Here is a 26,421-nt window from a genome sequence, read left to right as displayed (position 1 = left end):
GACGCCTTCGCGAGCAAGCCCGCTCCCACATTTGGAATGCGTTCTACCTGTGGGAGCGGGCTTGCTCGCGAAGGGGCCATCAGCCATAGCCACAAAATCAGGACGGTTTCTTCTCGATCCGCAGCGCCTTGGCCTTGGCTTCCACCAGCAAATACATCACCACCGTAATCAACAACGGCAACAGAAAATAAATCGCCCGATACGCCAGCAACCCCGCCACCAGACTGCCCCGCGAAGCCTCGTGCTGCAGCAGCGCGACGAACACCGCTTCCAGCACCCCGAGCCCCGCCGGAATGTGCGTGATGACTCCGGCAATCGCGCTGATCAACAGCACGCCGAGCACCAACGGATAATCAAGTTTGCTCGGCAGCAGAGTGAAAATCACCGCCGCCATCAGCGACCAGTTCAATGCACCGAGCAGCAATTGCAGGACGGCCATGCGCAGTGATGGCAGGTTGATTTCCACCCCGCGAATCGACCACTCGCGGCGCTTCGAGAACTGGCACGCGGCGAGGTAACCGGCACTCAACAGCAGCAACAGCACGCCAATGCCTTGCAACGCGGCGCTGCTGATTTTCCAGCCCGGCGGCATGCTCACCAGGCCGCTGCTGAACACTACGCCGGCAATCGTCATATAACCGAACCAGTTGGTGGCCAGGCTCAGTCCGAGAATTTTGGCGATGTTGCTTTTGCTCACCCCCAGGCGCGAATACAGCCGATAGCGCATGGCAATCCCGCCGACCCAGGCGCTGAGATTGAGGTTGAACGCATAACTGATGATCCCCACCGGGAGGATCTGTTTCCAGGTCAGGTCCTGGCGAATGTAGGTGCGGCCGATCAGGTCGAAACTGGCGTAGGTGAGAAAGCTCAGCAGGGTCAGGCTGGCGGCGATGATCAGCGTGCGCACCTTGAAGTCAGCCAGGGTTTGCAGAACTTCCGCCCATTCGATACGGGTGGCGAACATCGTCAGCAACACGATCAGCGCGAGGAAGAACAGCAACGTCAGTGGGCGTTTCCAGCGACTCCAGCGAGAGTGAGTGGCGGGCGCAGACTGTGCGTGGGAATGGCTCATGACGTGCGCCCCCGAAACGGCTTGAGCCGCGGTTTGTGCGCCGGCAACCATCCGGCCATTGACGGGAAATGCCGGAGGAAGTGAAACACCAGAAACCCTACGGTCATGTGCCAGATCCGTCCTCGCGGGGACATGCTGGCGTCCATCGCCTTGCAGTGGTTCTGGCTCAGGTCTTCGAGGCGCTGAAACAAATGCTGATTGAACCCGCGATCGCGGATCAGCACGTTGGCTTCCAGGTTCAGCGACAGGCTCAGCGGGTCGAGATTGCTCGAGCCGACGGTGCTCCATTCCTCATCCACCAACGCGACTTTGCCGTGCAGCGGGCGCTGGCAATATTCGTGGATCTGCACGCCGGCCTTGAGCAGGTAGTCGTAGGTCATGCGCGCCGCCAGTTTGGCCACCAGCATGTCCGGTTGACCTTGCAGGATCAGCCGCACCTCGACGCCACGGCGCGCGGCGTTGCGGATCTCGCGCAGCAGGCGGTAGCCGGGGAAGAAATAGGCATTGGCGATCACCACCCGACGTTTGGCCCGGCGCAATGCGTGCAAGTACACATCTTCGATGTCGGTGTGATGCTGATCGTTGTCGCGAAACACCAGACGTACCTGACCGTCGTGATCGTTGAAAGCCATGTCCGCCCGGCGCTGACGCCGGCGCTGCCACCAGAACCGTGCGCGTCCCGGACGACCACTTTGCAGCAGGGCGAAATGATGGATGTCAGCGACCGCTGGCCCTTGAATCTGCACCGCATAATCCTGTTTCGCCTCGGGGCCGAAATCGGCCAGGTGATCGCCGGAAAAGTTGATCCCGCCAATGAACGCGATCAGTCCGTCGACCACCACAATCTTGCGGTGCAGGCGGCGGAACCAGTTGGTGCGAATGCCCAGGTGCTTGGGCGCCGGGTCAAACATTTGCAGATGCACGCCCGCTTCGCTCAGTGCCGCGAGATAACCGGTGGTCAACTCGCCGCAACCAAAACCGTCGAGGCTGACAGTGGTGCGCACGCCACGCCGCGCGGCGTCGATCAGGATCTGCTGCAACTCTGCGCCGACCTTATCTTCGAAAACGATGAAAGTCTCCAGCAGAATTTCACTCTTCGCCGCACGCATGGCGTCGAACACCCGTGGGAAATATTCCTCGCCGTTTTCCAGCAACTCGACGCGGTTATTGCCCTGCCAGCCGTACTCGACATCGACATGCCCGGGCTCGCGTACCGGCGGGTTGATGCTGATCGGTTCCACGGCGGATTTCTCCAGCGGTGCGCTGCTCATAGTTCGATCTCCACCGATAACGGGACGTGGTCGGAAAGGTGTGACCAGGGCCGGTTGGCCAGGACTTTCGGTTGGCTGGCCTTGAGGTTGCGTACGTAAATACGATCGAGCCGCAGCGTCGGCAGACGCGCCGGAAAGCTGCGCGCCGGTTTGCCGTGATGCTCGGCGAACACCTCGCGCAGACCGCAGGGTTCAAGCAGCGCGTCGGCGCGCTGGCGCCAGTCGTTGAAGTCACCGGCGACGATCACCGGCGCGTCAACCGGCAGCTCCGCCAGACGCTCGCCGAGCAGTTTCAATTGCGCATTACGATGGCTTTCGCGCAGACCCAGATGCACGCAGATCGCATGCACTTCGACGCCATCGCCGGGCAGGCGCAGCACGCAATGCAGCAGCCCGCGGTTCTCGTGGCCGCTGATCGAGACGTCGAGGTTGTCGTGGCGGATGATCTGGAATTTCGACAGCAACGCATTGCCGTGATCGCCCTCCGGGTACACCGCGTTGCGCCCGTAGGCGAACTGCGGCCACAGACTGTCGGCGAGGAACTCGTATTGCGGCATCGTCGGCCAGTTGCTGTAGCGCTTGGGATGATGCTCGTGGGTGCCGTGGACTTCCTGCAAAAACACCACGTCGGCGGCCACGCTGCGCACCGCTTCGCGCAACTCCGGGAGGATGAAACGTCGGTTGAGCGCAGTGAAACCCTTGTGTGTGTTGACCGTCAGCACGGTGAAACGACGCACCGACACTTCAACGCTGGTCTGCTCGTCGGTGAACCCGACCGGCTCTGGAATACTCATGCCAGCACCCCTTCGGCAGCCGGTTCACCGGGGGTGGTGGCGAGCGTTTTATCCAGCTCGAATCGGTGGAGCAAACTGCGCGCGTCGTAGGGCGCGCGGACTTTGATGTCGTTGTCGAAATAGCAGAACACTTCGCGGGATGTACGCGCCCGCGGCTTGAGGCGCGGCGCGATCAGATGCGCATCGCCGGGTTGCCGGCCGTGATGCCAGGCGTCGATGCGTTCAGCCCATTTGTTCAACGCGGCGTCGGTGTAACCGCTGGCGTACAGCTCTTCGGCACCGTGCAGGCGCAGGTAGACGAAATCGCTGGTGAGGTCTTCGCGGTACGGCCATTTGCCGGCGGTGTCGGCGATCACCAGAGCGGTGTTGTAGCGTTTCAACAAGCGCACGAAGTCGGGGTCGATGAACGTGTCATTGCGCACTTCCACGGCATGGCGCAGCGGTTTTTTGCGCCAGGCTTTGAGGCTGGCGTGGCCGTGAAGATGTGAATCGTGTTGGCGGGCGAGGGCGGCAGCGGCTTCGGTATCGTGGGGCAACAATGAGAGGAAGTGTTCGAAGCGCTCAGGATCGAATTTGAAGTTCGGTGGAAACTGCCAGAGGATCGGCCCGAGCTTTTCCTTGAGTTCCAGCACCCCGGAGGCGAAGAAATTCGCCAGCGGTTTTTCGATCTCGCGCAAGCGCCGGACGTGGGTGATGAAACGCGGCGCCTTGACGCTGAACACGAAGTCGTCGGGCGTTTCGCTGTACCACCGGGCATAACGTTCGGGCCGTTGCAGGGCGTAGAACGATCCATTGATTTCGATGCTGTTGACCGCCCGCGAAGCGAACTGCAATTCGCGCTTCTGCGTCAGTCCTTTCGGGTAGAAATCCCCTCGCCACGGAACGTAGCGCCAGCCGGAAATACCGATGTGAATCGTTGCCATGCCGCCCTCCCGTTGTCAGTCCTCGTACAGCCTGTGTCTGTTGATGACTGCGGGCGGTTCGGGAAAGTTTCGGTGGCGTTACGGACGGTACATCCCTGAGAGCAACACAAAGCTAATGTGGGAGGGGGCTTGGTCCCGAAGGCGGTCGTTCAGTCAACATCAATGGCGACTGATACACCGACTTCGGGAGCAAGCCCCCTCCCACAGGGTTACTCAGTGGCCCGTGAATACTCGGCCTTGAGCCGGTTCGGCATAGGCCGGACCGAGGCGATCCAGTCGCCCGCTCCACGCGGTCAGCGCCAGCGCCAGCAACACCACCAACCCACCGATCCACGCCGTGTGAATCAGGCCCAGATGTTCGACGATCAACCCGCCGCCCCACGCCCCACCGGCAATCCCGAGGTTGAACGCAGCAATGTTCAGCCCCGATGCCACGTCCACTGCCTGCGGTGTGTGATGTTCAGCCTGACGCACCACATACACCTGCAACCCCGGCACGTTGCCAAACGCCACCGCGCCCCACACCAGCACTGTCGCCAACGCCAGCCATGGATTGGCGGCGGTGAAGGTCAGCACGAACAACACGGCCGCGAGCAGGGCGAAGATGATTTTCAGGGCGCTGATCGGCCCGCGTTTGTCTGCCAGTTTGCCGCCCCAGATATTGCCGACCGCCACCGACACGCCGTACACCAGCAACACCAGGCTGACGGTGCTGGCGCTGAAGCCGGAGAGGTCCTGCAGGATCGGCGCGAGGAAGGTGAAGGCGATGAACGAGCCGCCGTAACCAATCGCGGTCATGGCGTACACCAGCAGCAGACGCGGTTTTTTCAGCACTTGCAGTTGCTGCAGCAAGGACGCCGGTTTGCTGTGGGCGATGTTGTTCGGCACATACAGCAGGCTGCCAATGAAGGCGATCACACCCAACGCCGAGACGGCGAGGAAGGTTTCGCGCCAGCCGAAATGCTGGCCGATGAATGTGCCCAGCGGTACGCCGGTGACCAACGCCACAGTGAGGCCGGTGAACATGATCGCAATCGCGCTGGCAGCCTTTTCCTTGGGCACCAGGCTGGTGGCGATGGTCGAGCCGATGGAGAAGAACACCCCGTGGGCCAGACCCGTGACGATCCGCGCCAGCACCAGCGATTCATAACCCGGCGCCAGCCAGGCCAGCAGGTTGCCGAGGGTGAACAACACCATCAGCGACAGCAGCAACAATTTGCGCGGGACTTTGCCGGTGAGGGCGGTCAGCACCGGCGCGCCAATGGCGACGCCCAGTGCATACAGACTGACCAGCAGCCCGGCGGACGGCAGGCTGACGCCGAGATTGGCGCCAATGGTGGGTAACAGGCCGACGATGACGAACTCGGTCGTCCCGATGGCGAATGCGCTGAGGGTCAGCGCGAGCAAGGCAATGGGCATGACAGCACTCCGGTAGAGGTTTGAATGGAGCGCAGTGTCGGGGTTTGGGTTGTGCGGAAAAATACAGGGTTGGGCATTTGATATTTGCCTTGGACGCAAAGGTCAAAAGCGCTCCCCTCACCCCAACCCTCTCCCCCAAAGGGGCGAGGGGGAAAGGAGCTGATCTCGGTTGCACTCAATATTGAGTTCGGCTGGATAATTCAGGTCGATGTAGCTCGAGAGCTCAATTCGGTCGGCCCCCTCTCCCCCAAGGGGGTGAGGGGGAAGGGAGCGGATCTCGGTTGCACTCAATATTGAGTTCGGCTGGATATTTCAGGTCGATGTAGCTTGAGAGCACAACTCGGTCGGCTCCCTCTCCCTCGGGGAGAGGGCTGGGGTGAGGGTGCTCTTGAACTTGCCAGACAATTACCGATCAGTTCCTTACAGGTTCAGCCAAGAGGGATCGGAGTTTTGATCAAGTTCAGGATCGCCATTTTGCTGGGAGCGCTGCTGTTTCTCGGCGCCAGCGAACTCGAAGCCGCCACGCTGCCGGGGGTTCCGGCTGCTGCTGAAGAACCGGCCAAACCCGAGCCAATTGTGCAGGGCGGTCTGCTCGGCGCAATCAGTTCGAGCATCGACGACGTGCAGGACAAACTCGATCTCAACGAGCATCTGGTCGACGCCTGGCGCCTGCGTGCCGATCGCGCGGCGGATGAGGTCGACAAACTGGTCAACCAGCCGTCGAACCGATCCGGCTGGAGCGTCGCCGGGGATTTCCTGACTCTGTCCGGCGTGTGGCTTGGCGCCTTCGCGTTGCTTACGGTGCTCGGCAGCCTGCTGGCCAAGCGGCTGAGTCAGGGCCGTTGGCTGCGCACCCGCCAGCGCAGTCAGGACTTGGTTGGCTACCTGCTGCCGTACACGCTGCCAGCGCTGATCTGCCTGCCGCTGACACTGTACGTCAGCCACTTTCTGCAGGCCTCGGTCGGTCGGGCGCTGGCGCTGTGTCTGGCGTACGCCACCAGCAGCGGGATTTTCTCCACCTCGATGCTGTTGTGCGTGGTGGTGATGTTCAACGTCGGCCACAAACGGCCGGCCGCGCGGATCATCCGCGACTACTGCCCGAAGCCGCTGTTCCTGATTGGCTTTCTCGCCGCCCTCAGTGACGCGTTGACCAGCCCACAGATCGCCCGTCAGTTAGGCGGCAACATCACCAGCAGCGTCGCGGTGTTCACTGGGTTGATAGCCTCGATCATCTTCGGTCTGCTGGTGATTCGCCTGCGCCGGCCGGTGGCGCACCTGATCCGTAATCGGCCACTGGCGCAACGTCTGAAACAGCCCTCACTGCAGGAGTCGCTACGGATTTTTTCCGGGCTCTGGTACTGGCCGATTGTGCTGATGGTGCTGGTTTCGGCGGTGAATCTGATCGGCATCGGCGAAGACAATCAGAAGGCCCTGCGCTGTGCGCTGTTCACCACGGTGCTGCTGATCGGCACGGTGTTCCTCAGCACCATCCTCCAGCACCTGTTCAAGTCGCGAAAAGCCGAAGCGATCCAGCGCAGCAGCGCCTACAAGGAGCGCTTTCTCAGCCTGTTGCACGCGTTGCTGCGGATCGTTATTGCGATTGCCTTCATCGACATTCTCGGGCGGATCTGGGGCGTTTCACTGCTTGATTTCGCCCAGAGCAGCACGATCGGCCGCGCGATCAGCAATGCGTTGAGTAGCATCGGCCTGATCTTCCTCGTCACGTGGCTGTTGTGGGTGGTGCTCGACACGGCGATTCAGGAAGCGCTGAAACCACCGGTGAGCAAACGCTCGTCGCGTCAGCCCAGCACCCGGGTGAAAACCATCCTGCCGCTGCTGCGCAATGCGATCAAAATCATCCTGGTGGTGATCTGCGCGATCACCACCATGGCCAACCTCGGCATCAACGTTGCGCCACTGTTGGCCGGTGCCGGGGTGGTCGGTCTGGCGATCGGTTTCGGTTCGCAGCAACTGGTGCAGGACGTGATTACCGGGCTGTTCATCATCATCGAAGACACGCTGTCGATCGGCGACTGGGTGGTGCTTGATTCCGGGCATGCCGGCACCGTCGAAGGCCTGACCATTCGCACCCTGCGCCTGCGTGACGGCAAGGGGTTTGTGCATTCGGTGCCGTTCGGCCAGATCAAGGCAGTGACCAATCAATCACGCCAGTTTGCCTACGCATTTTTCTCGGTGCAGTTCACCTACGACACCGACGTCGACAAGGCCATCGAACTGATCCGCGAGACCGGTGATGCGATCCGCGAAGACCCGTTCCTCAAGTACAACCTGCAAGGGCCGCTGGATGTGTTTGGCGTGGACCGGATGGACCTGAACGGCGTGGTGCTGACGGCGCAGTTCCGTACCGTGTCGGGTGGGCAATATGCGGTGAGCCGGGCGTTCAACCAGCGTTTGAAAAAGCTTGTGGATAACAGTCCCGACGTGCATTTCGCGCAGACTTATCCACAGCAGGTTTTGTTGCCCAAGCGGCAGGGTGAGGGGGAGTTGGTGGCGAGCGAGGTGCCGCAAAAGTCGAGTACTTGATTGCCGATTTTGCAGTGGGATTGCCGGCCTCTTCGCGGGCGAGCCCGCTCCCACATTGGATTTGTGAACGACGCAGATCCCCTGTGGGAGCGAGCTTGCTCGCGAAAGGGCCGGAACTGTCGACATCAATGCCGGATCAGCTTGCTACGCACCTGCTCCATGACCACCTGATCCAGCTCAGTCCAGAAAACCTGCTTGCCGGCAATCTCGGCTGCCACCGGCAAGCCATCCCGATACACTAACCGATTACTCACCAAAGCTGGCACCTTCGCTCCTGGCAGCAAAGTCCCCGCCAGATTCAACGGATCCACCCCGCACACCGCGATCAAACTGCCGTCATGCGCCCGCCGTCGTACTTCGCGCAGCAATGGAATCGCCTCCGGCAAGGCAAACTGTTCCCCCGCCAGACCACTGACAAAGCGCCCGCCGCGAATCTCGCCACGGGCCTCCAGCCGATGAAACGTGCGCAGCAATTCGCGCCAGCTCGGCAGCCAATCCGCCTCGCGCTCCAGCAGACGCCAGAACACCACACCGTAGCGGCGCAGCAACGCCATGGCGACATGTTCGAGGGTTTCCGGCGAAGCGCTCTGGCTGTTCTCGACGAGCGACCCTCGGCGCAACAACGCCCAGCGCCCGGCATCGTCCATGCCACCGACAAACGCCCCGCGCCCGCGTCGACTGCTGCGTTGCTGGCGCTTGCTCGCCGGGGTAATCAGGGCGCGCAAACCGGCGAAGCTGTCGGCGTTCACCAGGCCGGCACCGACCAGTTCCTGCAAGGCGATTTCCAGCTCGGTGCGCAGCAGATGCGCTTCATGGATCAACTCATCGAAAAACAACGCGCCGTGCTGACTCAGCGCCTCGTAGACCTTCTGCGTTTTCGCTGACAGTTCGCTGACCGGTGTTTGCTCGGCCAATCCACTCCACAGTCCGACCTGACTGCGCGGCAACAGCACAATCGGCGTACTGCGCAACGCCGTGCCGCTGACTTTCTGTCGGGCACTGAGGCGCGTCCACACCAGTTTGCCGTTGCGGCACAGGTCATCCAGCCAGCTCGGCGAGTAGTCTTTCAGGCGCGCCGGGAGAATGTCGCTGTCCCACGCGGAGGCCGCTGCCGGGTAACCTTCGAACTGGCCGACAATCGCCGGCAACACCGCGCTGCCCTGACCGCGGGTAGCGGAGGACAGATGCTGCCAGTCGAACAGAAAACGCATGAAATCCTGCAGAGCCACCGGCTCGATTTCCCGGCGCAAACGCTTGACCGTGTAGCGATGAATGCGCGCCAGCAGATGCCGTTCGCACCATTCCTCAACCGTCGCGCCCGGGGTGAATTTACCGCGCAGCACGTAGCCTTCGCGCTCCAGTTGCGCGAGGGCCTGATTGACCTGCGGTATCGGCAACGCGAGTGGTTCGGCAATGGCGGCTAACGGCAGCGGGCCAAATGCGCCCAGTCGCGCGCGGAGCACTTCGACCAGCGCTTCCTCTAACGTCCAAGGTTCGTTGAAACCGGGCAGGGCCTCTTGCTGCGGTTGCAGCGTGGCCTGCGGATAAAGCGCCAACAGGCAGATCAGGCGTTCGCGTGCCAGCCACAAACAGCGCTGTGGATCGATCATCAGGCGGCAGGCGCGGCCACTGTCTGTCAGGGTATCCAGCCATTCGCGCCAAGGCTCGTGGGCCTGCACTTCGGCCTCGCTGACGCACGCCAGACTCATCAGCGCCTCGTGCATTTCATCGACGTTGGCCGGCGTCGGCCATGCTTCTTCGCGCACCGCGTTGATGGCGTCGGCGTCCAGCGCACCGAGATCATCAGTGGACTGCGGATCGCTCCAGCGCCGGTTGATCACCGCTTGGGTGCGGCGTTCTTCCAACGGCGCATCGTCGAGAAAGCTGTACGGCCGCGCGCTGAGAATTTCTGCCGCCAGCGGTGACGGCGCAGGCAGATCGCGGCTGAGCAACCGCACCTCGCCACTCTCCATGCGCCGCAGCAGATTGAGCCAGCCGTCGCTGTCCATGGCCTCGTGCAGGCAATCGTCGAGGGTCTGTTCCACCAGCGGATGTTCGGGAACCTCCCGTTCGCCGGCGAGGTTTTCCAGGCATGCGATCTGGTCGGGGAACACGCTGGCAATCAGGTCCTCGCTTTTCATCCGCTGCAACTGCGGCGCGACTTTGCGCCCGCCGGTAAAACGCGGCAGCGCCAGCGCCACCCCGGCATTCCAGCGCCAGCGCACACCGAACAATGGCGCGTCGAGAATCGCCTGAATCAGGATGTGCTCGGCGCTGTTGCTGTGCAGGTACCGCCAGACGTCATCCAGTTCGAAACTGTGGCTGGTGGACAGCGACAGGACAATCGCGTCTTCGCTGGCGGCAGCCTGCAATTCGAAGTTGAACGTGCGGCAGAAACGCTTGCGCAAGGCCAGGCCCCAAGCGCGGTTGATGCGGCTGCCGAACGGTGAATGGATGATCAACTGGGTGCCGCCGGATTCGTCGAAAAAACGCTCCATCAGCAGCGTGTCCTGCGAGGGCAGGGCGCCGAGGGTCAGGCGAGCGCGGGCGAGATAGTCCACCAGCTGTTCGGCGCTGGCGCGGTTCAGGCCGAGGGTTGCGGTCAGCCAGTCGAGCGCCGGTTGCAGATCGCCGGGGCTGGCGCCGAGCAACAGGTCGAGAGTCGCTTGCAGCCGCGCCACCGCCGCAGACAATTCATCGCTGCGCCCCGGGGCTTCGCCGAGCCAGAACGGAATGGTCGGCGGCTGGCCCTGAGCATCCTCGACCCGCACCTTGCCGGTTTCAACCCGCAGGATGCGGTAGGAGGTGTTGCCGAGCTGGAACACATCACCCGCGATACTTTCCACGGCAAAGTCTTCATTGACGCTGCCGATGCTCAGGCCTTGCGGTTCGAGCAGCACGCTGTAGTCGGCATTATCGGGGATGGTGCCGCCGCTGGTCACGGCGGTCAGTTGCGCGCCACGGCGGCCACGCAGGGTGCGGCTGACCGTATCGCGGTGCAGGTAGGCGCTGCGGATGCCCTGACGACCGTTGTAGCCTTCGGCGAGCATGGTCAGCAGCGCCTGATAGTGTTTTTCGTCGAGATCGCGATACGGCGAGGCTTTGCGGAACAGCGCCAGCAATGCGTCCTCCGCCCATTCCTTGCAACTGACTTCGGCGATGATCTGCTGCGCGAGTACATCCAGCGGCGCTTCGGGAATGTGCAGGGTGTCGAGTTCGCCACGGCGCACGCAGTCGAGCAGGGCGGCGCACTCGATCAGGTCGTCGCGGGGTGGTGGCGAACAAGCGGCCCTTGGGCGTGCCGCCGACCTGGTGCCCGGAGCGCCCGACCCTTTGCAGAAACCCGGCAATCGAACGCGGCGAGGATATTTGGCAGACCAGATCGACTTCGCCGATATCGATGCCCAATTCCAGCGAAGCGGTGGCGATCAGCACTTGCAGCTCGCCGCGCTTGAGCCGCTGTTCGGCGTCGAGGCGGAATTCCTTGGCCAGACTGCCGTGGTGCGCGGCGACTGCGTGCTTGCCGAGGCGCTCGCTGAGGTGGCGGCTAAGGCGTTCGGCCAAGCGCCGGGTATTGACGAAAATCAGCGTGGTTCGGTGTTCGCGGGCCAGTTCGGCGAGCCGGTCATAAACCAGCTCCCAGACGTCGTTAGCCATCACCGCCGACAACGGCACCGGAGGCACCTCGATGCCCAGATCCCGTGGTCGGGCGTGGCCGATGTCGATGATTTCGCAGGGGCGATCGGTGCCGACCAGAAACTGCGCCACGGCGTCGATCGGTTTTTGCGTGGCGGACAAGCCGATGCGGGTCAGTGGTTCTGCGCACAGCGCCTGCAGGCGTTCGAGGCTCAGCGCCAGATGACTGCCGCGTTTGCCAGCAGCGATGGCGTGAATCTCGTCGATGATCACCGTGCGTGTGCTGCCGAGCATTTTGCGTCCGGACTCGGAGCCGAGCAGCACGTACAGCGATTCCGGGGTGGTCACCAGAATGTGCGGCGCGCGCTTGCGCATGGCGGCGCGGTCTTTTTGCGGGGTGTCGCCGGTGCGCACCGCCGTGGTGATCTGCAGTTCGGGCAGGCCCGTCTGGCGCAACTGCTCGGTGATTCCCGCCAGCGGGTTCTGCAGGTTGATGCGGATGTCGTTGGACAACGCCTTGAGCGGTGAGACGTAGACGACGAGGGTTTCGTCTGGCAGGCCTGCGGGGTTTTCCAGACCCCGGTGGACGAGGGCGTCGAGCACGGCGAGAAACGCGGTAAGGGTTTTACCGGAGCCGGTGGGCGCGGCGATCAGCGTCGAGCGGCGCTGGCGGATCAACGGCCATGCGCGGGCCTGGGCGGCGGTGACCGTCGGGAAAGTGCTGCTGAACCAGGCGCTGACGGCGGGGTGAAAGCCTGCCAGGGCCGCGTCCTTGGGGATGGGCAGATTCATGGCTTAAGTTATGCGGGTGGGGGCGGCAAGATGCAAGTACCGCTGAGATCTTCAGCGTTTGGCCGTGCCTCTTCGCGAGCAAGCCCGCTCCCACAGGGGAATGCGGTCAACTGTGGGAGCGGGCTTGCTCGCGAAGAGGCCTGCTGCAACGCCACAAATGCCAGGGATCTACACTTTACGGGTGACGGTTGCGCACTAAACCCGCAAAATGCAACGATTCCGGCAATTATCGATGACGGTGTCACCAGCACCGTCGCTAAAGCCATCGTTCCAATCAGACTGGGCCTGCTGACTCTATGCGAATGCGCCTTATGTTACTGGGCGGCGGAAATGCCCTTGGGCAGGCGCTGATTCGCCTCGGTGCGGAAGAAGACATCGGTTTCCTCGCCCCCCGCCCGCCAGAAGACGGCTGGGATGCCGCGAGCCTGACGCAACTGCTCGACGATACCCGTCCGGATGCGTTGATCAACCTCGCCTACTATTTCGACTGGTTCCAGGCCGAGACCGTCAGCGAAAGCCGTCTGGCCGGTCAGGAACGCGCCATCGAGCGACTGGCCGAGCTGTGCCAGCACCACAACATCATCCTCGTGCAGCCTTCCAGCTATCGGGTGTTCGACGGTTCGCGGGCGACTGCCTACAGCGAAAAGGACGAGCCGGTGCCGTTGGGCCTGCGCGGCCAGGCGCTGTGGCGCATCGAGCAAAGTGTTCGCGCCACTTGCCCGCAACACGTGTTGCTGCGCTTCGGCTGGCTGCTCGATGACAGCCCTGAAGGCACCCTCGGGCGCTTCCTCGCCCGCGCCGAACAACCGGACGAATTGCTCATGGCCGATGACCGCCGGGGCAATCCGACCCCGGTGGATGACGCGGCACGGGTGATCATTTCGGTGCTCAAGCAACTCGATTGCGCAGCGCCGCTGTGGGGCACTTACCATTACGCCGGCCACGAAGCGACCACGCCGCTGGCGCTCGGTCAGGCGATTCTGACCGAAGCGCGCAGCCTGCATCCGCTGGCAATCGAAGCACCGACCGCTCAGGCCCACGCCGCGCGGCCGGACGCCGCCGAGGAGCCGCAACACGCGGTACTCGCCTGCAAGAAAATTCTGCACACTTTCGGGATCAAGCCCCGCGCCTGGCGCGCCGCACTCCCGGCTTTACTGGATAGGTTTTATCGTCATGGCTGAAGGCCCTGTTTTAATCACCGGCGGCGCCGGTTTCATCGGCTCGCACCTGACTGACGCGTTGCTCGCCACCGGCCACTCGGTGCGGATTCTCGATGATCTGTCGACCGGCAAACGCGGCAACCTGCCGCTGGACAACCCGAAGGTCGAACTGATCGTCGGTGACGTCGCCGATGCCGCGCTGGTCGCGCAGGTCATGCAAGGCTGCAGCGCCGTCGCGCATCTGGCGGCGGTGGCCTCGGTGCAGGCGTCGGTGGACGATCCGGTGAAGACGCACCAGAGCAATTTCATCGGCACCCTGAATGTCTGCGAAGCCATGCGCCAGGCCGGGGTCAAGCGCGTGCTCTACGCCTCGAGCGCAGCGGTGTACGGCAACAACGGTGAAGGCGAGTCGATTGACGAAGAGACGCCAAAAGCCCCGCTGACGCCATATGCCTCGGACAAACTGGCCGGCGAGCACTACTTCGATTTCTACCGTCGTCAGCATGGTCTGGAGCCGGTGATCTTCCGCTTCTTCAACATCTTCGGCCCGCGCCAGGATCCGTCCTCGCCGTACTCCGGGGTCATCAGCATTTTCAGCGAGCGGGCACAGAAAGGCCTGCCGATCACGGTGTTCGGCGATGGCGAGCAGACCCGCGATTTCCTCTATGTCGAGGATCTGGTCGATGTGCTGGTGCAGGCAATCGACAAGCCTGAAGTGGAAGTGGGGGCGATGAACGTCGGCTGGAATCAGGCGATGAACCTCAAGCAGATGCTGCAAGCGCTGCAGGAAGTGGTCGGCGAGTTGCCCCCGGTCAGCTACGGCCCGGCGCGCTCCGGCGACATCCGTCACTCGCGGGCGAATAACGCGCGTTTGCTGCAACGCTTCAAGCTGCCAGAGCCGACGCCGATGCGTGTGGGGCTGGCGCGGTTGCTGGGCAAGTAGGTTTACCGCAGACATGAAAAAGGCGCCTTGTTACAGGCGCCTTTTTCACGGCCGGAATTTGTCGCTAATCCTGTGGCGAGGGGATTTATCCCCGATCGATCACGAAGTGATCGTCGTCAGTTCTAAGCCTGCTCACCCAAAGCCTCATTCACCACCACGTGAACGTTCCTGGTTGAATCTGCCTTAGAACTTGTAGCCCAGACCCACCATGTACACAAACGGATCGACATCGACATTCACCTTGGCACGGGTGCCCGGCGCCACGGCGTTGTTCTCGACAGTCGCGCGGGTATCGATGTCGATGTAGCGCACCTGGGCGTTGAGCATGATGTTGTCGGTCAGCATGTAGTCGGCGCCGACCTGCCAGGCCAGGCCCCAGGAGTTTTTCGCCTTGAAGTTGCTGAAGCCATTGGACTGGGCTTCGCTGCCGACGTGCTCGTCGTAGATCCAGGTGTAGTTGATGCCGCCGCCGATGTACGGCTGGAATGGCGATTTCGCATCCAGCGGGTAGTACACGACGCTGAGGGTGGGCGGCAGGTGTTTCAGGGTGCCGAGTTTGCCGTTGGCGGCTGGCAGCGCAGTGCCTTTGATTTTCACGTCATGCTCGAACGGCGAGGCGGCCAGCAACTCGATACCGATGTTGTTGGTCAGCATGTAGGCGAAGTTCAGACCCAGTTGGGTGTCGCTGCTCATGGTCGCCTTGCCGCCCAGGTTGGTGCCGCTCAACGGACCCTGATCGACCTTGACATTGGAGCTGTCGGCCTTCGGGTTGACGGTGATCGCACCGGCGCGAACGATGATGTCGCCGGCTTCGTGAGCGTGGGCGAGCGGGGCTGCGAGCGCGAGGGCAAACAGCGAGGCGCTGAGCAAGGACTTGTTCATGGGGGCTCCAAAAGGACGTTAAAAGTTTCTGATGTCCTATGGTATGAAGCCAACTGATACGGTCTTTTGACTCAGCTCAATGAAACAGTGATGCCCCGGTTTTTTGTGGAACCTTGGCCGGCCCCATCGCGAGCAGGCTCACTCCTACATTTGGAATGCGTTCCCCTGTAGGAGTGAGCCTGCTCGCGATAGCAATTGATCCGGCAACTCAAAACCTCCGGGTATTACTCCGGCAGCTCATACACATAAATCTTGTCCGCCGCCATCTGATACCCGGCATCGGCCAGTTCGCTGGTGGACGCCTTGACCTGCAACGGTCCCTCGACCCAGTACGGCTGATACAGCTCGTCGAGCTTCACGCCCAGCTCGCTTTTCACATGCACGATCTGGTTCGACGGCGGTGGCGGCACGTGGATGCAGGCGCCGAAGTACGGCACCAGCAGGAAGTCGGTGGTGCGTCCTTCTTCGTTGACCTCCAGCGGCACGATGTAGCCCGGCAGGCGGATGTTCTGCCCGTCGAGACTCTGCACCACCGGCGCGTTGGGCATGTCCTGTTTCGCCGCCGGCGCCGACTCGGCGGACAGCGCATCACTCATCTTCGACATGTCGTGCAACGGCGTCATGTTCGGCACTTCCGGCGCGGCGTCCGGCGGGATCATCTCCGACCAGGTCAGGTCTTTCGGCGCCGCTGCCCACACAGGCAGGGCAACCAGCAACAGCAGCGCAAGCACGGCGCGGGGCATGGTGAACATCCTCATAAACGGATCGACAGGCCATCGGCCAGGGATTGGCGATACGCGCGCCAGGCCGGCACGCTGCCCATCAGCAGCGCGGCCGCCAGAATGCCACCGAGCAGCGTCCATTCATACTCGCTCGGCCACGCCAGTGGCAGATACAAACCGTAATTGGCCTGCACATAGCCCTGCGCGGCGGCGATGCCGATGTACAGCAATGCCAGCCCCGCGATCACTCCGGTCAGCGCCAGGGCGAAGGCCTCCAGCACCAGCAGGCTCGCGATGTGCCACGGCCGCGCACCGACCGAACGCAGAATCGCCATCTCGCGGCGACGCTCGTTGAGGCTGGTGAGAATCGCCGTGAGCATGCCGATCAACCCGGTCAGCACCACGAACAGCGAGACCACGAACAAGGCTTTTTCCGCAGTACTCATCAGGCTCCACAACTCCTGCAAGGCCACGCCCGGCAGGATCGCCAGCATCGGCTCACCACGGAATTCGTTGATCTCGCGTTGCAGGGCAAAGGTGGAAATCTTGCTGTTGAGGCCGAGCATGAACGCGGTGATCGCCTGTGGCGTCAGGTCCATGTTGCGTGCCTGATCTGCGGTGATCCGGCCGTTGCCCCGGGCCGGCACGCCGTTGTGCCAGTCGATGTGAATCGCCTCCATGCCGCCGAGGCTGATGTGCAGCGTGCGGTCCACCGGCGTGCCGGTGCGCTTGAGAATGCCGACCACGGTGAACGGTTTGTCGTCGTGCTTGACCAGACTGATCGCAGCCACGCCGTGAGCCAGTACCAGTTGGTCGCCGAGCTTGTAATGCAGCGCCTCGGCCACTTCGGCACCGAGCACCACTTCGAACGGGTCGGTGGCAAATGCCCGGCCATCAGCCAGTTGCAGATGCTGCTGGCGCCCGTACTGGTAATGCTCGAAATAGGCTTCGGTGGTGCCCATCACCCGGTAGCCGCGATGGGAGTCGCCGAGGGACATCGGGATCGCCCACTTCACTTTCGGGTTGCTGGCGAAATGTTCGAAGCTGTCCCAACGGATGTTGTTGGTCGCGTTGCCGATGCGGAACACCGAGTACAACAGCAGGTTCACCGAACCTGAGCGGGCGCCGACGATCAGGTCGGTGCCGCTGATGGTGCTGGCGAAACTGGCCTTGGCCTCGGTGCGCACGCGCTCGACGGCGAGCAACAGGCACACCGACAGGGCAATGGCGAACGCGGTGAGCAGGGCGGTAAAGCGGCGGTTGGCCAGGCTGGCCATGGCCAGACGAAACAGATACATCTCAGACCTCGGCAGACGTGGCGGCGCGATTGAGCTCGGCCAGGGACAGGTGACGGTCGAACAGCGGCGCCAGGCTCTGGTCGTGGCTGACGAACAACAGGCTCGAGCCAGCTTCGCGGCATTCGGCGAACAGCAGACGGATAAAGTTTTCCCGGGCGTCGTAATCCAGCGCCGAGGTCGGTTCGTCGGCGATCACCAGTTCCGGTTGGCCGATCAAGGCACGAGCGGCGGCGACCCGTTGCTGTTGACCGATCGACAGCGAATCGGCGCGACGACCGAGGATGCTTTCATCTTTCAGGCCCAAGTGGGCGAGCAGGGTGGCGGCGGCCTGATCGACGCTGCCGTGACGCTGTTTCGCCCGCTCGGCACGCAATCTGGAGAAGTGGCACGGCAACTCGACGTTCTCACGCACCGAGAGAAACGGCAGCAGGTTGAACTGCTGGAAGATGTAGCCGGTGTGATCGACACGAAAGCGGTCGCGGGCGCCGGCACCCAGCTCGGTCAGTTCCTGGCCGAGCAGGCGAATGCTGCCGCGCCCGGGCTTCTGTACCCCGCCCAGCAGGCCGAGCAGGGTGGTCTTGCCACTGCCGCTCGGGCCTTTGAGGAACAGGGTTTCGCCCGGCGCTAGGCGAAACGCCGGGATGTCCAGCAGCGGCGGGTGACCTGGCCAGTTGAAGCCCAGGTCGGACAGTTCGATGAGTGCTTGGGTCATGGCACCAGTTTCAAGGAGTGAACACTTAACCCTGTGGGAGCGGGCTTGCTCGCGAATGCGGTGGATCAGCCAAATCCATGTTGACTGACCCACCGCATTCGCAAGCAAGCCCGCTCCCACAGGGGATTGTCGGTGTGATCAGAATTTCAGGGCAGCAGCCTTGGCCGTCACTTCCGTACCTTGCTGGCCGTTCGGGCCGATCAGTTGTACCTGAATTTTCTGGGTGGCCGGGAAGGTATTGAAGAGGTTCGCCAGATCCAGAGTCTTCAAGGCCCCCGGTGCAGCGCAACTGAATTGATAGTGCGCGTGGATTTCGCTGTGTTCATGGTGATGCGCTTCACCACCCTTGGCATCTTCGTCGTGGTCATCATCGTCATGCTCGTCGGCAGCCGGTTTGTCGCCGAACAGCGGGCTTTCCAGTTCCTGGCTGGTGACTTTGCAACCAGCGGCTGCTGGCAGGCTGAACAGCGCCAGCGGGTTTTCCAATTTGGTACGTGCGGCCACGACTTTGGCCTTGTCGGCGTCGCTGGCGGCAGCGTGTTCGAAGCCCACCAGGTTCATCGCCGGGCTTTCCAGTTCCAGCTCCAGGGTCTGGCCGTCGAGTGCGGCGTTCAAGCGGCCGACGCCATGTTCGTGGGCGCCGAGGCTGCCGTGCTCATGGTCATGATCGTGTTCATCGGCGGCATGGGCGATGGCCAGCGGCAACAGGGCAAACGGCAAAGCGAGCAGCAGACGACGCATGGCGGTCTCCGGAAAGTAAAGTGAAGAGTTTGTTATGTAATCTTATAACGAAAGTCCGCAGAGTTTGCCCGTGCGCTTGGCGTTGCACAAGTCCCGTGGGAGCATGCAGGTCAGAAATGTGCAGGAGCGAAGCAGATGTTGCGGATACGCGGAACCGTCGGCGCGACGCCGGTGGATTTGACGGTGGAGCTGGATGACAGCGATTGGGTGAAGCTCGGTTCGGCTCTGAATGTGCAGTCGCCGACTCAGCCGGAGATGGCGGTTGCCCCTGCAGCCAAACCGCTGAATCAGGACGATGCGTTATGGCAGGTGGCGAAAGATCTGTTGCGCAAGGCCGGGCAACTCAGCGGGCCAGATCTTCTGGAGCAGCTTGAGGGATTGACCGGCAGCGCGGCCGCAGGCAAACGCCTGCTGGTGCGCTTGCGCCACAGTTCACAGGTGAAAGTAGCGAGCGGCGGTGATACGCCGCTCTACAGCTGGAGCGAGTGAGCCGCAAAAGATCGCAGCCTGCGGCAGCTCCTACAGGTTCACCCATGTTTTGCGGATGAACCTGTAGGAGCTGCCGCAGGCTGCGATCTTTTGATCTTAATAAAGCGCTGCGAAAACCTTACGTCGGTAAGCGGTCACCAGAGGATGATCGTTGCCCAGCAACTCAAACACCTGCAGCAACGTCTTGTGCGGCAACCCTTCGCCGTAGCTACGGTTACGGATGAACAGCTTGAGCAACGCCTCCAGCGCCGCCTCGTATTGCTGACGCGCCAGTTGCTGGATCGCCAGGTGATACACCGCTTCGTCGTCTTGTGGATCTTTGGCCAGACGCGCCTTGAGGTCGGCAGCATCCGGCAGATCACGGGCAAGTCCCAGGAACTTGATCTGCGCCTTGGCCCCGGCCAGTGCAGCCTTGTGCTCATCGCTCTTGACCGCGTCGAGCACGGTTTGTGCCTCGCCCAGTTCGCCGCGTTCGGTCAGGCAGCGGGCGTAGAGGATCAGCGCCTTGGCGTTGCTGTTGTCTTCGGTGAGCATGACCACCAGCGCCGCTTCCGCGTCAGCGAAACGCCCTTCATCGAACAGCGCCTGCGCCTGTTCGAACGGATCGGCGGCGGCCGGCGGCGGCATTTGCACATGCGGCTCAAGCAACGCGCGCACTGCGGATTCCGGTTGCGCACCGGCAAAACCGTCCACCGGTTGACCGTCCTTGAACAGCACCACAGTCGGCAGGCTGCGGATACCGAAGCGGGCGACGATGTCCTGCTCGATGTCGCAGTTGACCTTGGCCAGCAGCAGTTCACCCTGATAGCTCTCGGCAATGCCTTGCAGCATCGGCATCAACGCCTTGCACGGCGCACACCACTCGGCCCAGAAATCCACCAGCACCGGTTTGTTGAAGGAGGCTTCGATCACCGACTGGTCGAAATCGGCAGTCGTGGCGTCGAAGATGTACGGCGTTTGCTGACTCATGGGGGATCTCGTAAAAGCGTGGATGGGGCAACTATACGGCTTGGCGGGGTGTGGCCGGAAGCGGGGGCAGGTTTTAGAGTTGTGTCGCCCGGCAGGACGCTTTCGCGAGCAAGCCCGCTCCCACATTTGGAATGCGTTACCCCTGTGGGAGCGGGCTTGCTCGCGAAGCTTTTTAGCTCCGCCGCGCGTGGTACAGGCTCACATGCCGAAATTCTTCCGGCTCCGCCAGATCCGGCAAGGTCATCGCCTCAAGCATTTCGATTCGCTCATACAACGGATGGCGAAAATCCCGAACCCGCGAATCCGCCACCAGCGCCTCGCGGCCACGGCTGAGAAACGCATCGAGCAGCGGCAGGTTCTCGCGGTCGTAGAGCACATCCGCCACCAGAATCAGATCAAAGCGATCAGCCTCGGCAAAGAAGTCCGTCGAATAACTCATCTGCACATCATTGAGTTCAGCGTTGGCCCGACACGCAGCAATCGCCAGCGGATCCAGATCACAGGCCACCACCTCCAACGCCCCGGCCTTCACCGCAGCAATCGCGGCGATCCCGGAACCGGCGCCGAAATCCAGCACCCGCTTGCCGCGCACCCACTCGGGGAACTCCGCGAGATAACGCGCCACCGCCAGACCGCTGGCCCAGCAGAAACTCCAATAGGGCGGCTCGTGGAGAATGCGTCGGGTTTCATCCGGGCTGAATTCACGATCCATGTTCTCGCCGTCGATCAGCCAAAGCTGCAAATCGGTGCCCGGTAAAGCACAGGCCTTGAGCCGCGCATCACCGAGCAATTCACCCAACGCCTGTTGCAGGTCGAGCGGTACGGTCATGGTGCTTTGACAAATTGCAGCTGGCCCAGCGCCTGGGTGGTCGGCTGGGTAATGGTTTGCGACGGCAGGTGCAGGATCAACTGGCCCGACTGCGTGGCACGACCGCGCAGCTCAACCCGTGCGCCGGCCGGGAAGGCGTCCGGATTGAAGCGCAGACGAAACGGCAGGATCTGGTTGTTGCCGATCAGGCTGGAACTGGCGAGCAGTTGTTGCGGGCGCGACTTCTCGTCGATCACCAGCAGCGCCAGTTCGACTTCGGCCCCGGCCGGCACGCCTTGCAGGGTGCCGCTCAGTTCCCGTTGATAGGCCGGCAGCGGACCAAGATCAGCGGCCTCGCGGGCTTTTTTCTGCGCCTGTTGTGGTGCAGGGCCCGGTGTTGGCGGTTGCGGCTTGGGCTTGTCGCTGCCACAGGCCACCAGCAGGGCGAAAAGACTGAGCAAAACGAGCGGTCGTAGCGACATTGGCAGCTCCAGAAAATGAAATCCGTGGATCAAACGATCATGGCAGTCTGTATACCGCAAACCCTATGGCTTGTCTTGCCACCGGGATGCGCTACCATGGCCCTCCCTTTTTTTGTTGCCAGCCACCATGCACTGTCCCTTCTGCGGTGCCAACGACACCAAGGTCATCGACTCGCGTCTGGTCGCCGAGGGCGAACAGGTGCGCCGCCGGCGTGAATGCCTGGCCTGCGGCGAACGTTTCACGACATTCGAGACGGCCGAACTGGTGTTGCCGCGCCTGATCAAAACCGACGGCAGCCGCCAACCGTTCGACGAAGAAAAACTCCGCGCCGGCATGCAACGCGCGCTGGAGAAACGTCCGGTGAGCGTCGAGCGCCTCGAATCCTCTCTGGTTCACATCAAGCACAAGCTGCGCGCCACCGGCGAGCGCGAGGTCAAATCCCTCGTGGTCGGCGAACTGGTGATGGCCGAGCTGCAAAAGCTCGATGAAGTGGCCTACATCCGTTTCGCTTCGGTATACCGGCGCTTCCAGGACCTTAACGAGTTCCGTGAAGAGATCGACCGCCTCGCCCGCGAACCGGTGAAAGAATGACCCGCGCCGCCGAGCAGGCGATCCTCGACGCCCACTTCATGGCGCGCGCGCTGCAACTGGCGCGCAAGGGCCACTACACCACCCATCCCAATCCACGGGTTGGCTGCGTGATCGTGCGTGACGGGCAGATTGTCGGCGAAGGCTTTCACGAGCGCGCCGGCGAACCCCACGCCGAGGTCCACGCCCTGCGCGCTGCCGGTGAACTGGCCCGGGGCGCCACGGCTTACGTGACCCTTGAGCCGTGCAGCCACCATGGCCGCACACCGCCGTGCGCCGATGCGTTGGTGACTGCCGGGGTTGCTCGGGTGGTCGCCGCGATGCGCGATCCGAACCCACAGGTCGCCGGGCGTGGCTTGCAGCGTCTGAGCGATGCCGGGATCGCCACCGAAAGCGGCGTGCTGGAAGTCGAGGCGCGCCAGCTCAATCAAGGTTTCCTGAAGCGCATGGAACATGGCTTGCCGTTCGTGCGGGTCAAGTTGGCGATGAGTCTCGACGGGCGCACGGCGATGGAAAGTGGCGAGAGCCAGTGGATCACCGGCCCGGCCGCGCGTTCCGCCGTGCAGCGTTTGCGCGCGCAGGCGGCCGTGGTGTTGACCGGCGCTGACACCGTACTGGCCGACGGCGCGCGCCTGACCGTGCGCGCCGACGAACTGGGTCTGGATGCCGAACAAACCGCACTGGCCATGAGCCGTCCGCCGCTGCGGGTGCTGATCGATGGGCGCCTGCGGGTGCCGTTGGATGCGCCGTTCTTCAAGGCCGGCCCGGCGCTGGTCGCCACCTGCATGGCGGTCGAAGAGCAATACGCCAATGGACCGGAATGCCTGATCGTGCCGGGTGACGACGGTCAGGTTGATCTGCATCAACTGCTGATCGAACTGGCCAACCGTGGCGTCAACGAAGTGCTGGTCGAGGCCGGCCCGCGTCTGGCTGGCGCGTTCGCGCAGCTCGGTCTGGTCGATGAGTTCGTGATCTTCATTGCCGGCAAGTTTCTCGGCTCCACGGCGCGGCCGTTGCTGGACTGGCCGCTGGCTTATATGAAGGACGCTCCCGAGCTGAAAATCACTGAAATCCGCGCGGTTGGCGATGACTGGCGAGTCACTGCGACGCCAGTCGTTTCGGCGAGCGTATAATTCCCGGCCATCGCCTTAGCGCTGGCTTCGTTCTCAAGGAGAACCCCATGTTTACCGGCATCATCGAATCCATCGGCAGTATCCGTGCACTGACCCCCAAGGGCGGTGATGTGCGGGTGCATGTCGAAACCGGCAAGCTCGACCTGAGCGACGTCAAACTCGGCGACAGCATCGCGGTCAACGGCGTGTGCCTGACCGCCGTCGAACTGCCGGGCGACGGCTTTGCCGCCGACGTCAGTCGCGAAACCCTCGACTGCACCGCCATGAATGACCTGAAAAGCGGCAGCCCGGTCAACCTGGAAAAAGCCCTGACTCCGACCACCCGTCTAGGCGGGCATCTGGTCAGCGGTCACGTCGACGGTGTCGGCGAAGTGGTATCGCGCAGCGACAATGCCCGCGCCGTGGAATTTCGCATTCGCGCGCCGAAGGAACTGGCCAAGTACATCGCCCATAAAGGCTCGATCACCGTCGACGGCACCAGCCTGACCGTGAACGCGGTGGATGGCGCCGAATTCCTGCTGACGATCATTCCGCACACCCTGAGCGAAACCATCATGGCTTCCTACAAGCCGGGCCGCCGGGTGAACCTGGAAGTCGATTTGCTGGCGCGTTATCTGGAGCGTTTGCTCCTCGGCGACAAGGCTGCTGAGCCAAGCGCTGGCGGTATTACTGAAAGCTTTCTGGCCGCCAACGGCTATCTCAAATCCTGACTGAAGGGGGTGCCTTGTGGCGCTCAATAGCATCGAAGAACTGGTTGAAGACATCCGCCAAGGCAAGATGGTCATCCTCATGGATGACGAAGACCGCGAGAACGAAGGCGACCTGATCATGGCCGCCGAATGCTGCAAGGCCGAGCACATCAACTTCATGGCCAAGCACGCCCGCGGCCTGATCTGCATGCCGATGAGCCGCGAGCGTTGCGAGCTGTTGAAGCTGCCACTGATGGCGCCACGCAACGGTTCCGGTTTCGGCACCAAGTTCACCGTATCGATCGAAGCCGCCGAAGGCGTCACCACCGGTATCTCCGCCGCCGACCGTGCGCGCACCGTGCAAGCGGCTGCGGCCAAAGACGCCAAGGCTGAAGACATTGTCAGCCCGGGCCACATCTTCCCGCTGATGGCCCAGGCCGGCGGCACCCTGGCGCGCGCTGGTCATACTGAAGCGGCCTGCGACCTGGCGCGTATGGCCGGTTTTGAACCAAGCGGCGTGATCTGCGAAGTGATGAACGACGACGGCACCATGTCCCGTCGCGCCGAGCTGGAAGCGTTTGCCGCCGAACACAACATCAAGATCGGCACCATCGCCGACCTGATTCACTACCGGATGATCCACGAACGTACCGTTCAGCGGATTGCCGAGCAGCCGCTGGACAGCGAACTGGGCCAATTCAACCTGGTGACCTATCGTGATTCGGTGGAAGGCGACGTGCACATGGCCCTCACGCTGGGCACCGTTTGCGCCGAGGAACCGACCCTGGTTCGCGTGCACAACATGGATCCGCTGCGCGACCTGCTGATGGTCAAGCAACCGGGCCGCTGGAGCCTGCGCGCCGCGATGGCTGCGGTGGCCGAGGCCGGCAGCGGTGTGGTGCTGTTGCTCGGTCACCCGCTGGACGGCGATGTGCTGCTGGCGCATATCCGCGAAACCGGTGAGCAGGCGGCGGTGAAAAAACCGACCACTTACAGCATCGTCGGTGCCGGTTCGCAGATCCTGCGTGACCTCGGCGTACGCAAAATGCGCCTGATGTCTGCGCCAATGAAATTTAATGCGATATCCGGTTTCGATCTGGAAGTTGTAGAATACGTGCCCTCCGAATAATGACCCGGTGAATTCGGCATTGTTGATGTAGATCCTTGTGGTGAGGGGATTCATCCCCGACGGGCTGCGTAGCGGCCCTATTTGGTTGGGACTGCTGCGCAGTCCATCGGGGATGAATCCCCTCGCCACAGGGGTGTAGTCGAACAGCAATGCGGTGTTTCCGGTCATGAATTTGTGGCTAATATCACTGAGGGATGCGTACGAAACGCGTCCCGGCTCTTTAAGAGATCTGACGAATGACCCTGAAGACCATCGAAGGTACCTTCATCGCCCCTAAAGGCCGCTACGCTCTGGTAGTGGGCCGTTTCAACAGCTTCGTGGTTGAAAGCCTGGTCAGCGGTGCAGTTGATGCCCTGGTTCGCCACGGCGTGAGCGAAAGCGACATCACCATCATCCGCGCGCCTGGCGCCTTCGAAATCCCGCTGGTTGCGCAAAAAGTCGCCCAGAAAGGCGAGTTCGCAGCCATCATCGCCCTCGGCGCGGTCATTCGTGGCGGCACTCCACACTTCGAATACGTGGCAGGCGAGTGCACCAAGGGTCTGGCCCAGGTGTCCATGGAGTTCGGCGTACCGGTCGCGTTCGGCGTCCTGACCGTTGATTCCATCGAGCAAGCCATCGAACGTTCCGGCACCAAGGCCGGCAACAAAGGTGCTGAAGCTGCCCTGTCCGCTCTGGAAATGGTCAGCCTGCTGGCGCAGTTGGAGGCCAAGTGATTAGCGACGATAGCGATCGTTTCAACCCGCGCGATCCGAAACCTGCGGATGCCGGCAAGCCATCGAAAAGCGTCAAGCGTCGCGAAGCCCGTCAGCTCGCGACTCAGGCCCTGTATCAGTGGCACATGGCCAAGGCTTCGCTGAACGAGATCGAAGCGCAGTTCCGCGTTGATAACGATTTCACCGATGTCGATGGCGCGTATTTCCGCGAAATCCTCCACGGGGTTCCGGCGAGCCGCACCGAAATCGACACCGCGCTCAAGCCGTGCCTGGACATCGAAATCGAAGAGCTGGACCCGGTTGAACTGGCGGTTCTGCGCCTGTCCACCTGGGAACTGCTCAAGCGCGTCGACGTGCCGTACCGCGTGGTGATCAACGAAGGTATCGAGCTGGCGAAAGTCTTCGGTTCGACCGACGGCCACAAGTTCGTCAACGGCGTACTCGACAAGCTGGCTCCGCGCCTGCGTGAAGCTGAAGTGAAGGCGTTCAAGCGCTGATACGCGCTTGAGAC

At 62.3% G+C, this 26,421-nt stretch carries 23 protein-coding genes and 1 pseudogene; 10 read left to right on the top strand and 14 right to left on the bottom strand.

The window, feature by feature from the left end; genetic code table 11:
• Positions 1-97: 97 nt before the first annotated feature.
• The 5 genes from E3Z29_RS28150 to E3Z29_RS28125 all read right to left on the bottom strand — a co-directional run bounded on the left by E3Z29_RS28150 (position 98) and on the right by E3Z29_RS28125 (position 5,479).
• Positions 98-1,072 carry a lysylphosphatidylglycerol synthase domain-containing protein gene (locus E3Z29_RS28150; protein ID WP_027612952.1) on the bottom strand — a complete coding sequence of 325 codons (975 nt, stop codon included), beginning with the start codon at positions 1,070-1,072 and terminating at the stop codon, positions 98-100.
• The gene (gene clsB, locus E3Z29_RS28145) at positions 1,069-2,343 is read right to left on the bottom strand and encodes a cardiolipin synthase ClsB (RefSeq protein ID WP_134787446.1); all 1,275 of its coding nucleotides are present in this window, start codon (positions 2,341-2,343) and stop codon (positions 1,069-1,071) included. Before clsB ends, E3Z29_RS28150 begins: the two co-directional genes overlap by 4 nt.
• Positions 2,340-3,137, bottom strand: a complete 798-nt coding sequence (locus E3Z29_RS28140; protein WP_134787445.1) for an endonuclease/exonuclease/phosphatase family protein — start codon at positions 3,135-3,137, stop codon at positions 2,340-2,342. The genes clsB and E3Z29_RS28140 overlap by 4 nt, the downstream gene beginning before the upstream one ends.
• Entirely contained in the window at positions 3,134-4,060 is a 927-nt protein-coding gene (locus E3Z29_RS28135) for a DUF72 domain-containing protein (RefSeq protein WP_134787444.1), read from the bottom strand. The genes E3Z29_RS28140 and E3Z29_RS28135 overlap by 4 nt, the downstream gene beginning before the upstream one ends.
• A 213-nt stretch (positions 4,061-4,273) precedes the next feature.
• Positions 4,274-5,479, bottom strand: coding sequence for an MFS transporter (locus E3Z29_RS28125; protein WP_134787442.1), 1,206 nt, complete (start codon positions 5,477-5,479; stop codon positions 4,274-4,276).
• Between the two features lie 450 nt (positions 5,480-5,929).
• Here E3Z29_RS28125 and E3Z29_RS28120 point away from each other — a divergent pair, with 450 nt between their 5' ends.
• Positions 5,930-8,023 carry a mechanosensitive ion channel family protein gene (locus E3Z29_RS28120; RefSeq protein ID WP_134787441.1) on the top strand — a complete coding sequence of 698 codons (2,094 nt, stop codon included), beginning with the start codon at positions 5,930-5,932 and terminating at the stop codon, positions 8,021-8,023.
• A gap of 125 nt (positions 8,024-8,148) precedes the next feature.
• Here the strand turns inward: E3Z29_RS28120 and E3Z29_RS28115 are convergent.
• Positions 8,149-12,451: pseudogene (locus E3Z29_RS28115) on the bottom strand (DEAD/DEAH box helicase).
• A 296-nt stretch (positions 12,452-12,747) separates the two neighbouring features.
• Here E3Z29_RS28115 and E3Z29_RS28105 point away from each other — a divergent pair.
• On the top strand, positions 12,748-13,632 hold the full coding sequence (locus E3Z29_RS28105; RefSeq protein WP_041074483.1) for a sugar nucleotide-binding protein: 885 nt from the start codon (positions 12,748-12,750) through the stop codon (positions 13,630-13,632).
• A complete protein-coding gene (locus tag E3Z29_RS28100; RefSeq protein ID WP_134787439.1) occupies positions 13,625-14,554 on the top strand; it encodes an NAD-dependent epimerase/dehydratase family protein in 930 nt (309 codons plus the stop codon). Before E3Z29_RS28105 ends, E3Z29_RS28100 begins: the two co-directional genes overlap by 8 nt.
• Before the next feature lie 183 nt (positions 14,555-14,737).
• Here the strand turns inward: E3Z29_RS28100 and E3Z29_RS28095 are convergent, their stop codons facing one another.
• From E3Z29_RS28095 to E3Z29_RS28075, 5 genes are all read right to left on the bottom strand, one after another.
• Complete coding sequence (locus tag E3Z29_RS28095; protein WP_027612943.1) at positions 14,738-15,436, bottom strand: OmpW family protein; 699 nt, start codon at positions 15,434-15,436, stop codon at positions 14,738-14,740.
• Between the two features lie 224 nt (positions 15,437-15,660).
• Complete coding sequence (locus E3Z29_RS28090) at positions 15,661-16,179, bottom strand: DUF3299 domain-containing protein (protein WP_003228673.1); 519 nt, start codon at positions 16,177-16,179, stop codon at positions 15,661-15,663.
• Between the two features lie 11 nt (positions 16,180-16,190).
• Complete coding sequence (locus E3Z29_RS28085) at positions 16,191-17,456, bottom strand: ABC transporter permease (protein ID WP_007966122.1); 1,266 nt, start codon at positions 17,454-17,456, stop codon at positions 16,191-16,193.
• Position 17,457: 1 nt separating this feature from the next.
• Positions 17,458-18,168 carry an ABC transporter ATP-binding protein gene (locus E3Z29_RS28080; protein WP_134787438.1) on the bottom strand — a complete coding sequence of 237 codons (711 nt, stop codon included), beginning with the start codon at positions 18,166-18,168 and terminating at the stop codon, positions 17,458-17,460.
• A gap of 138 nt (positions 18,169-18,306) precedes the next feature.
• Positions 18,307-18,909, bottom strand: a complete 603-nt coding sequence (locus E3Z29_RS28075; protein WP_134787437.1) for a DUF2796 domain-containing protein — start codon at positions 18,907-18,909, stop codon at positions 18,307-18,309.
• A gap of 135 nt (positions 18,910-19,044) precedes the next feature.
• On the opposite strand from E3Z29_RS28075, the gene E3Z29_RS28070 reads away from it, so the two are divergent.
• Positions 19,045-19,398, top strand: coding sequence for a hypothetical protein (locus E3Z29_RS28070; protein WP_134787436.1), 354 nt, complete (start codon positions 19,045-19,047; stop codon positions 19,396-19,398).
• Positions 19,399-19,494: 96 nt separating this feature from the next.
• On the opposite strand, the gene trxA is transcribed toward E3Z29_RS28070, so the two are convergent.
• The 3 genes from trxA to E3Z29_RS28055 all read right to left on the bottom strand — a co-directional run bounded on the left by trxA (position 19,495) and on the right by E3Z29_RS28055 (position 21,657).
• On the bottom strand, positions 19,495-20,367 hold the full coding sequence (gene trxA / locus E3Z29_RS28065) for a thioredoxin (RefSeq protein WP_134787435.1): 873 nt from the start codon (positions 20,365-20,367) through the stop codon (positions 19,495-19,497).
• A 172-nt stretch (positions 20,368-20,539) separates the two neighbouring features.
• Positions 20,540-21,196, bottom strand: a complete 657-nt coding sequence (locus tag E3Z29_RS28060; RefSeq protein ID WP_134787434.1) for a methyltransferase — start codon at positions 21,194-21,196, stop codon at positions 20,540-20,542.
• Positions 21,193-21,657 carry a YbaY family lipoprotein gene (locus E3Z29_RS28055; protein ID WP_134787433.1) on the bottom strand — a complete coding sequence of 155 codons (465 nt, stop codon included), beginning with the start codon at positions 21,655-21,657 and terminating at the stop codon, positions 21,193-21,195. Before E3Z29_RS28055 ends, E3Z29_RS28060 begins: the two co-directional genes overlap by 4 nt.
• A gap of 127 nt (positions 21,658-21,784) precedes the next feature.
• On the opposite strand from E3Z29_RS28055, the gene nrdR reads away from it, so the two are divergent.
• From nrdR to nusB, 6 genes are all read left to right on the top strand, one after another.
• Positions 21,785-22,249 (top strand): transcriptional regulator NrdR, encoded by a 465-nt coding sequence (gene nrdR / locus E3Z29_RS28050; protein WP_003228656.1) that lies wholly within the window; start codon positions 21,785-21,787, stop codon positions 22,247-22,249.
• On the top strand, positions 22,246-23,379 hold the full coding sequence (ribD, locus tag E3Z29_RS28045; RefSeq protein WP_134787432.1) for a bifunctional diaminohydroxyphosphoribosylaminopyrimidine deaminase/5-amino-6-(5-phosphoribosylamino)uracil reductase RibD: 1,134 nt from the start codon (positions 22,246-22,248) through the stop codon (positions 23,377-23,379). The genes nrdR and ribD overlap by 4 nt, the downstream gene beginning before the upstream one ends.
• Before the next feature lie 47 nt (positions 23,380-23,426).
• Positions 23,427-24,089, top strand: coding sequence for a riboflavin synthase (locus E3Z29_RS28040; protein ID WP_027612934.1), 663 nt, complete (start codon positions 23,427-23,429; stop codon positions 24,087-24,089).
• Between the two features lie 16 nt (positions 24,090-24,105).
• Positions 24,106-25,197 (top strand): bifunctional 3,4-dihydroxy-2-butanone-4-phosphate synthase/GTP cyclohydrolase II, encoded by a 1,092-nt coding sequence (gene ribBA / locus E3Z29_RS28035; RefSeq protein WP_003228650.1) that lies wholly within the window; start codon positions 24,106-24,108, stop codon positions 25,195-25,197.
• A 236-nt stretch (positions 25,198-25,433) separates the two neighbouring features.
• Positions 25,434-25,910: a 6,7-dimethyl-8-ribityllumazine synthase gene (gene ribE, locus E3Z29_RS28030; protein ID WP_003228649.1), complete on the top strand. Its 477-nt coding sequence runs from the start codon at positions 25,434-25,436 to the stop codon at positions 25,908-25,910.
• Positions 25,907-26,407: a transcription antitermination factor NusB gene (gene nusB, locus E3Z29_RS28025; RefSeq protein ID WP_003228643.1), complete on the top strand. Its 501-nt coding sequence runs from the start codon at positions 25,907-25,909 to the stop codon at positions 26,405-26,407. Before ribE ends, nusB begins: the two co-directional genes overlap by 4 nt.
• Positions 26,408-26,421: the final 14 nt, after the last annotated feature.

The sequence above is a fragment of the Pseudomonas sp. S150 genome, from assembly GCF_004526365.1.
GTDB lineage: Bacteria > Pseudomonadota > Gammaproteobacteria > Pseudomonadales > Pseudomonadaceae > Aquipseudomonas > Aquipseudomonas putida_A.
This window is presented reverse-complemented; position numbering and strand designations above follow the sequence as displayed.

What these genes read in the sequence shown, in the direction of transcription:
- E3Z29_RS28150 (WP_027612952.1), bottom strand. Translation starts at nt 1,072, where the DNA reads ATGAGCCATTCCCACGCACAGTCTGCGCCCGCCACTCACTCTCGCTGG.
- clsB (WP_134787446.1), bottom strand. Translation starts at nt 2,343, where the DNA reads ATGAGCAGCGCACCGCTGGAGAAATCCGCCGTGGAACCGATCAGCATC.
- E3Z29_RS28140 (WP_134787445.1), bottom strand. Translation starts at nt 3,137, where the DNA reads ATGAGTATTCCAGAGCCGGTCGGGTTCACCGACGAGCAGACCAGCGTT.
- E3Z29_RS28135 (WP_134787444.1), bottom strand. Translation starts at nt 4,060, where the DNA reads ATGGCAACGATTCACATCGGTATTTCCGGCTGGCGCTACGTTCCGTGG.
- E3Z29_RS28125 (WP_134787442.1), bottom strand. Translation starts at nt 5,479, where the DNA reads ATGCCCATTGCCTTGCTCGCGCTGACCCTCAGCGCATTCGCCATCGGG.
- E3Z29_RS28105 (WP_041074483.1), top strand. Translation starts at nt 12,748, where the DNA reads ATGCGAATGCGCCTTATGTTACTGGGCGGCGGAAATGCCCTTGGGCAG.
- E3Z29_RS28100 (WP_134787439.1), top strand. Translation starts at nt 13,625, where the DNA reads ATGGCTGAAGGCCCTGTTTTAATCACCGGCGGCGCCGGTTTCATCGGC.
- E3Z29_RS28095 (WP_027612943.1), bottom strand. Translation starts at nt 15,436, where the DNA reads ATGAACAAGTCCTTGCTCAGCGCCTCGCTGTTTGCCCTCGCGCTCGCA.
- E3Z29_RS28090 (WP_003228673.1), bottom strand. Translation starts at nt 16,179, where the DNA reads ATGCCCCGCGCCGTGCTTGCGCTGCTGTTGCTGGTTGCCCTGCCTGTG.
- E3Z29_RS28085 (WP_007966122.1), bottom strand. Translation starts at nt 17,456, where the DNA reads ATGTATCTGTTTCGTCTGGCCATGGCCAGCCTGGCCAACCGCCGCTTT.
- E3Z29_RS28080 (WP_134787438.1), bottom strand. Translation starts at nt 18,168, where the DNA reads ATGACCCAAGCACTCATCGAACTGTCCGACCTGGGCTTCAACTGGCCA.
- E3Z29_RS28075 (WP_134787437.1), bottom strand. Translation starts at nt 18,909, where the DNA reads ATGCGTCGTCTGCTGCTCGCTTTGCCGTTTGCCCTGTTGCCGCTGGCC.
- E3Z29_RS28070 (WP_134787436.1), top strand. Translation starts at nt 19,045, where the DNA reads ATGTTGCGGATACGCGGAACCGTCGGCGCGACGCCGGTGGATTTGACG.
- trxA (WP_134787435.1), bottom strand. Translation starts at nt 20,367, where the DNA reads ATGAGTCAGCAAACGCCGTACATCTTCGACGCCACGACTGCCGATTTC.
- E3Z29_RS28060 (WP_134787434.1), bottom strand. Translation starts at nt 21,196, where the DNA reads ATGACCGTACCGCTCGACCTGCAACAGGCGTTGGGTGAATTGCTCGGT.
- E3Z29_RS28055 (WP_134787433.1), bottom strand. Translation starts at nt 21,657, where the DNA reads ATGTCGCTACGACCGCTCGTTTTGCTCAGTCTTTTCGCCCTGCTGGTG.
- nrdR (WP_003228656.1), top strand. Translation starts at nt 21,785, where the DNA reads ATGCACTGTCCCTTCTGCGGTGCCAACGACACCAAGGTCATCGACTCG.
- ribD (WP_134787432.1), top strand. Translation starts at nt 22,246, where the DNA reads ATGACCCGCGCCGCCGAGCAGGCGATCCTCGACGCCCACTTCATGGCG.
- E3Z29_RS28040 (WP_027612934.1), top strand. Translation starts at nt 23,427, where the DNA reads ATGTTTACCGGCATCATCGAATCCATCGGCAGTATCCGTGCACTGACC.
- ribE (WP_003228649.1), top strand. Translation starts at nt 25,434, where the DNA reads ATGACCCTGAAGACCATCGAAGGTACCTTCATCGCCCCTAAAGGCCGC.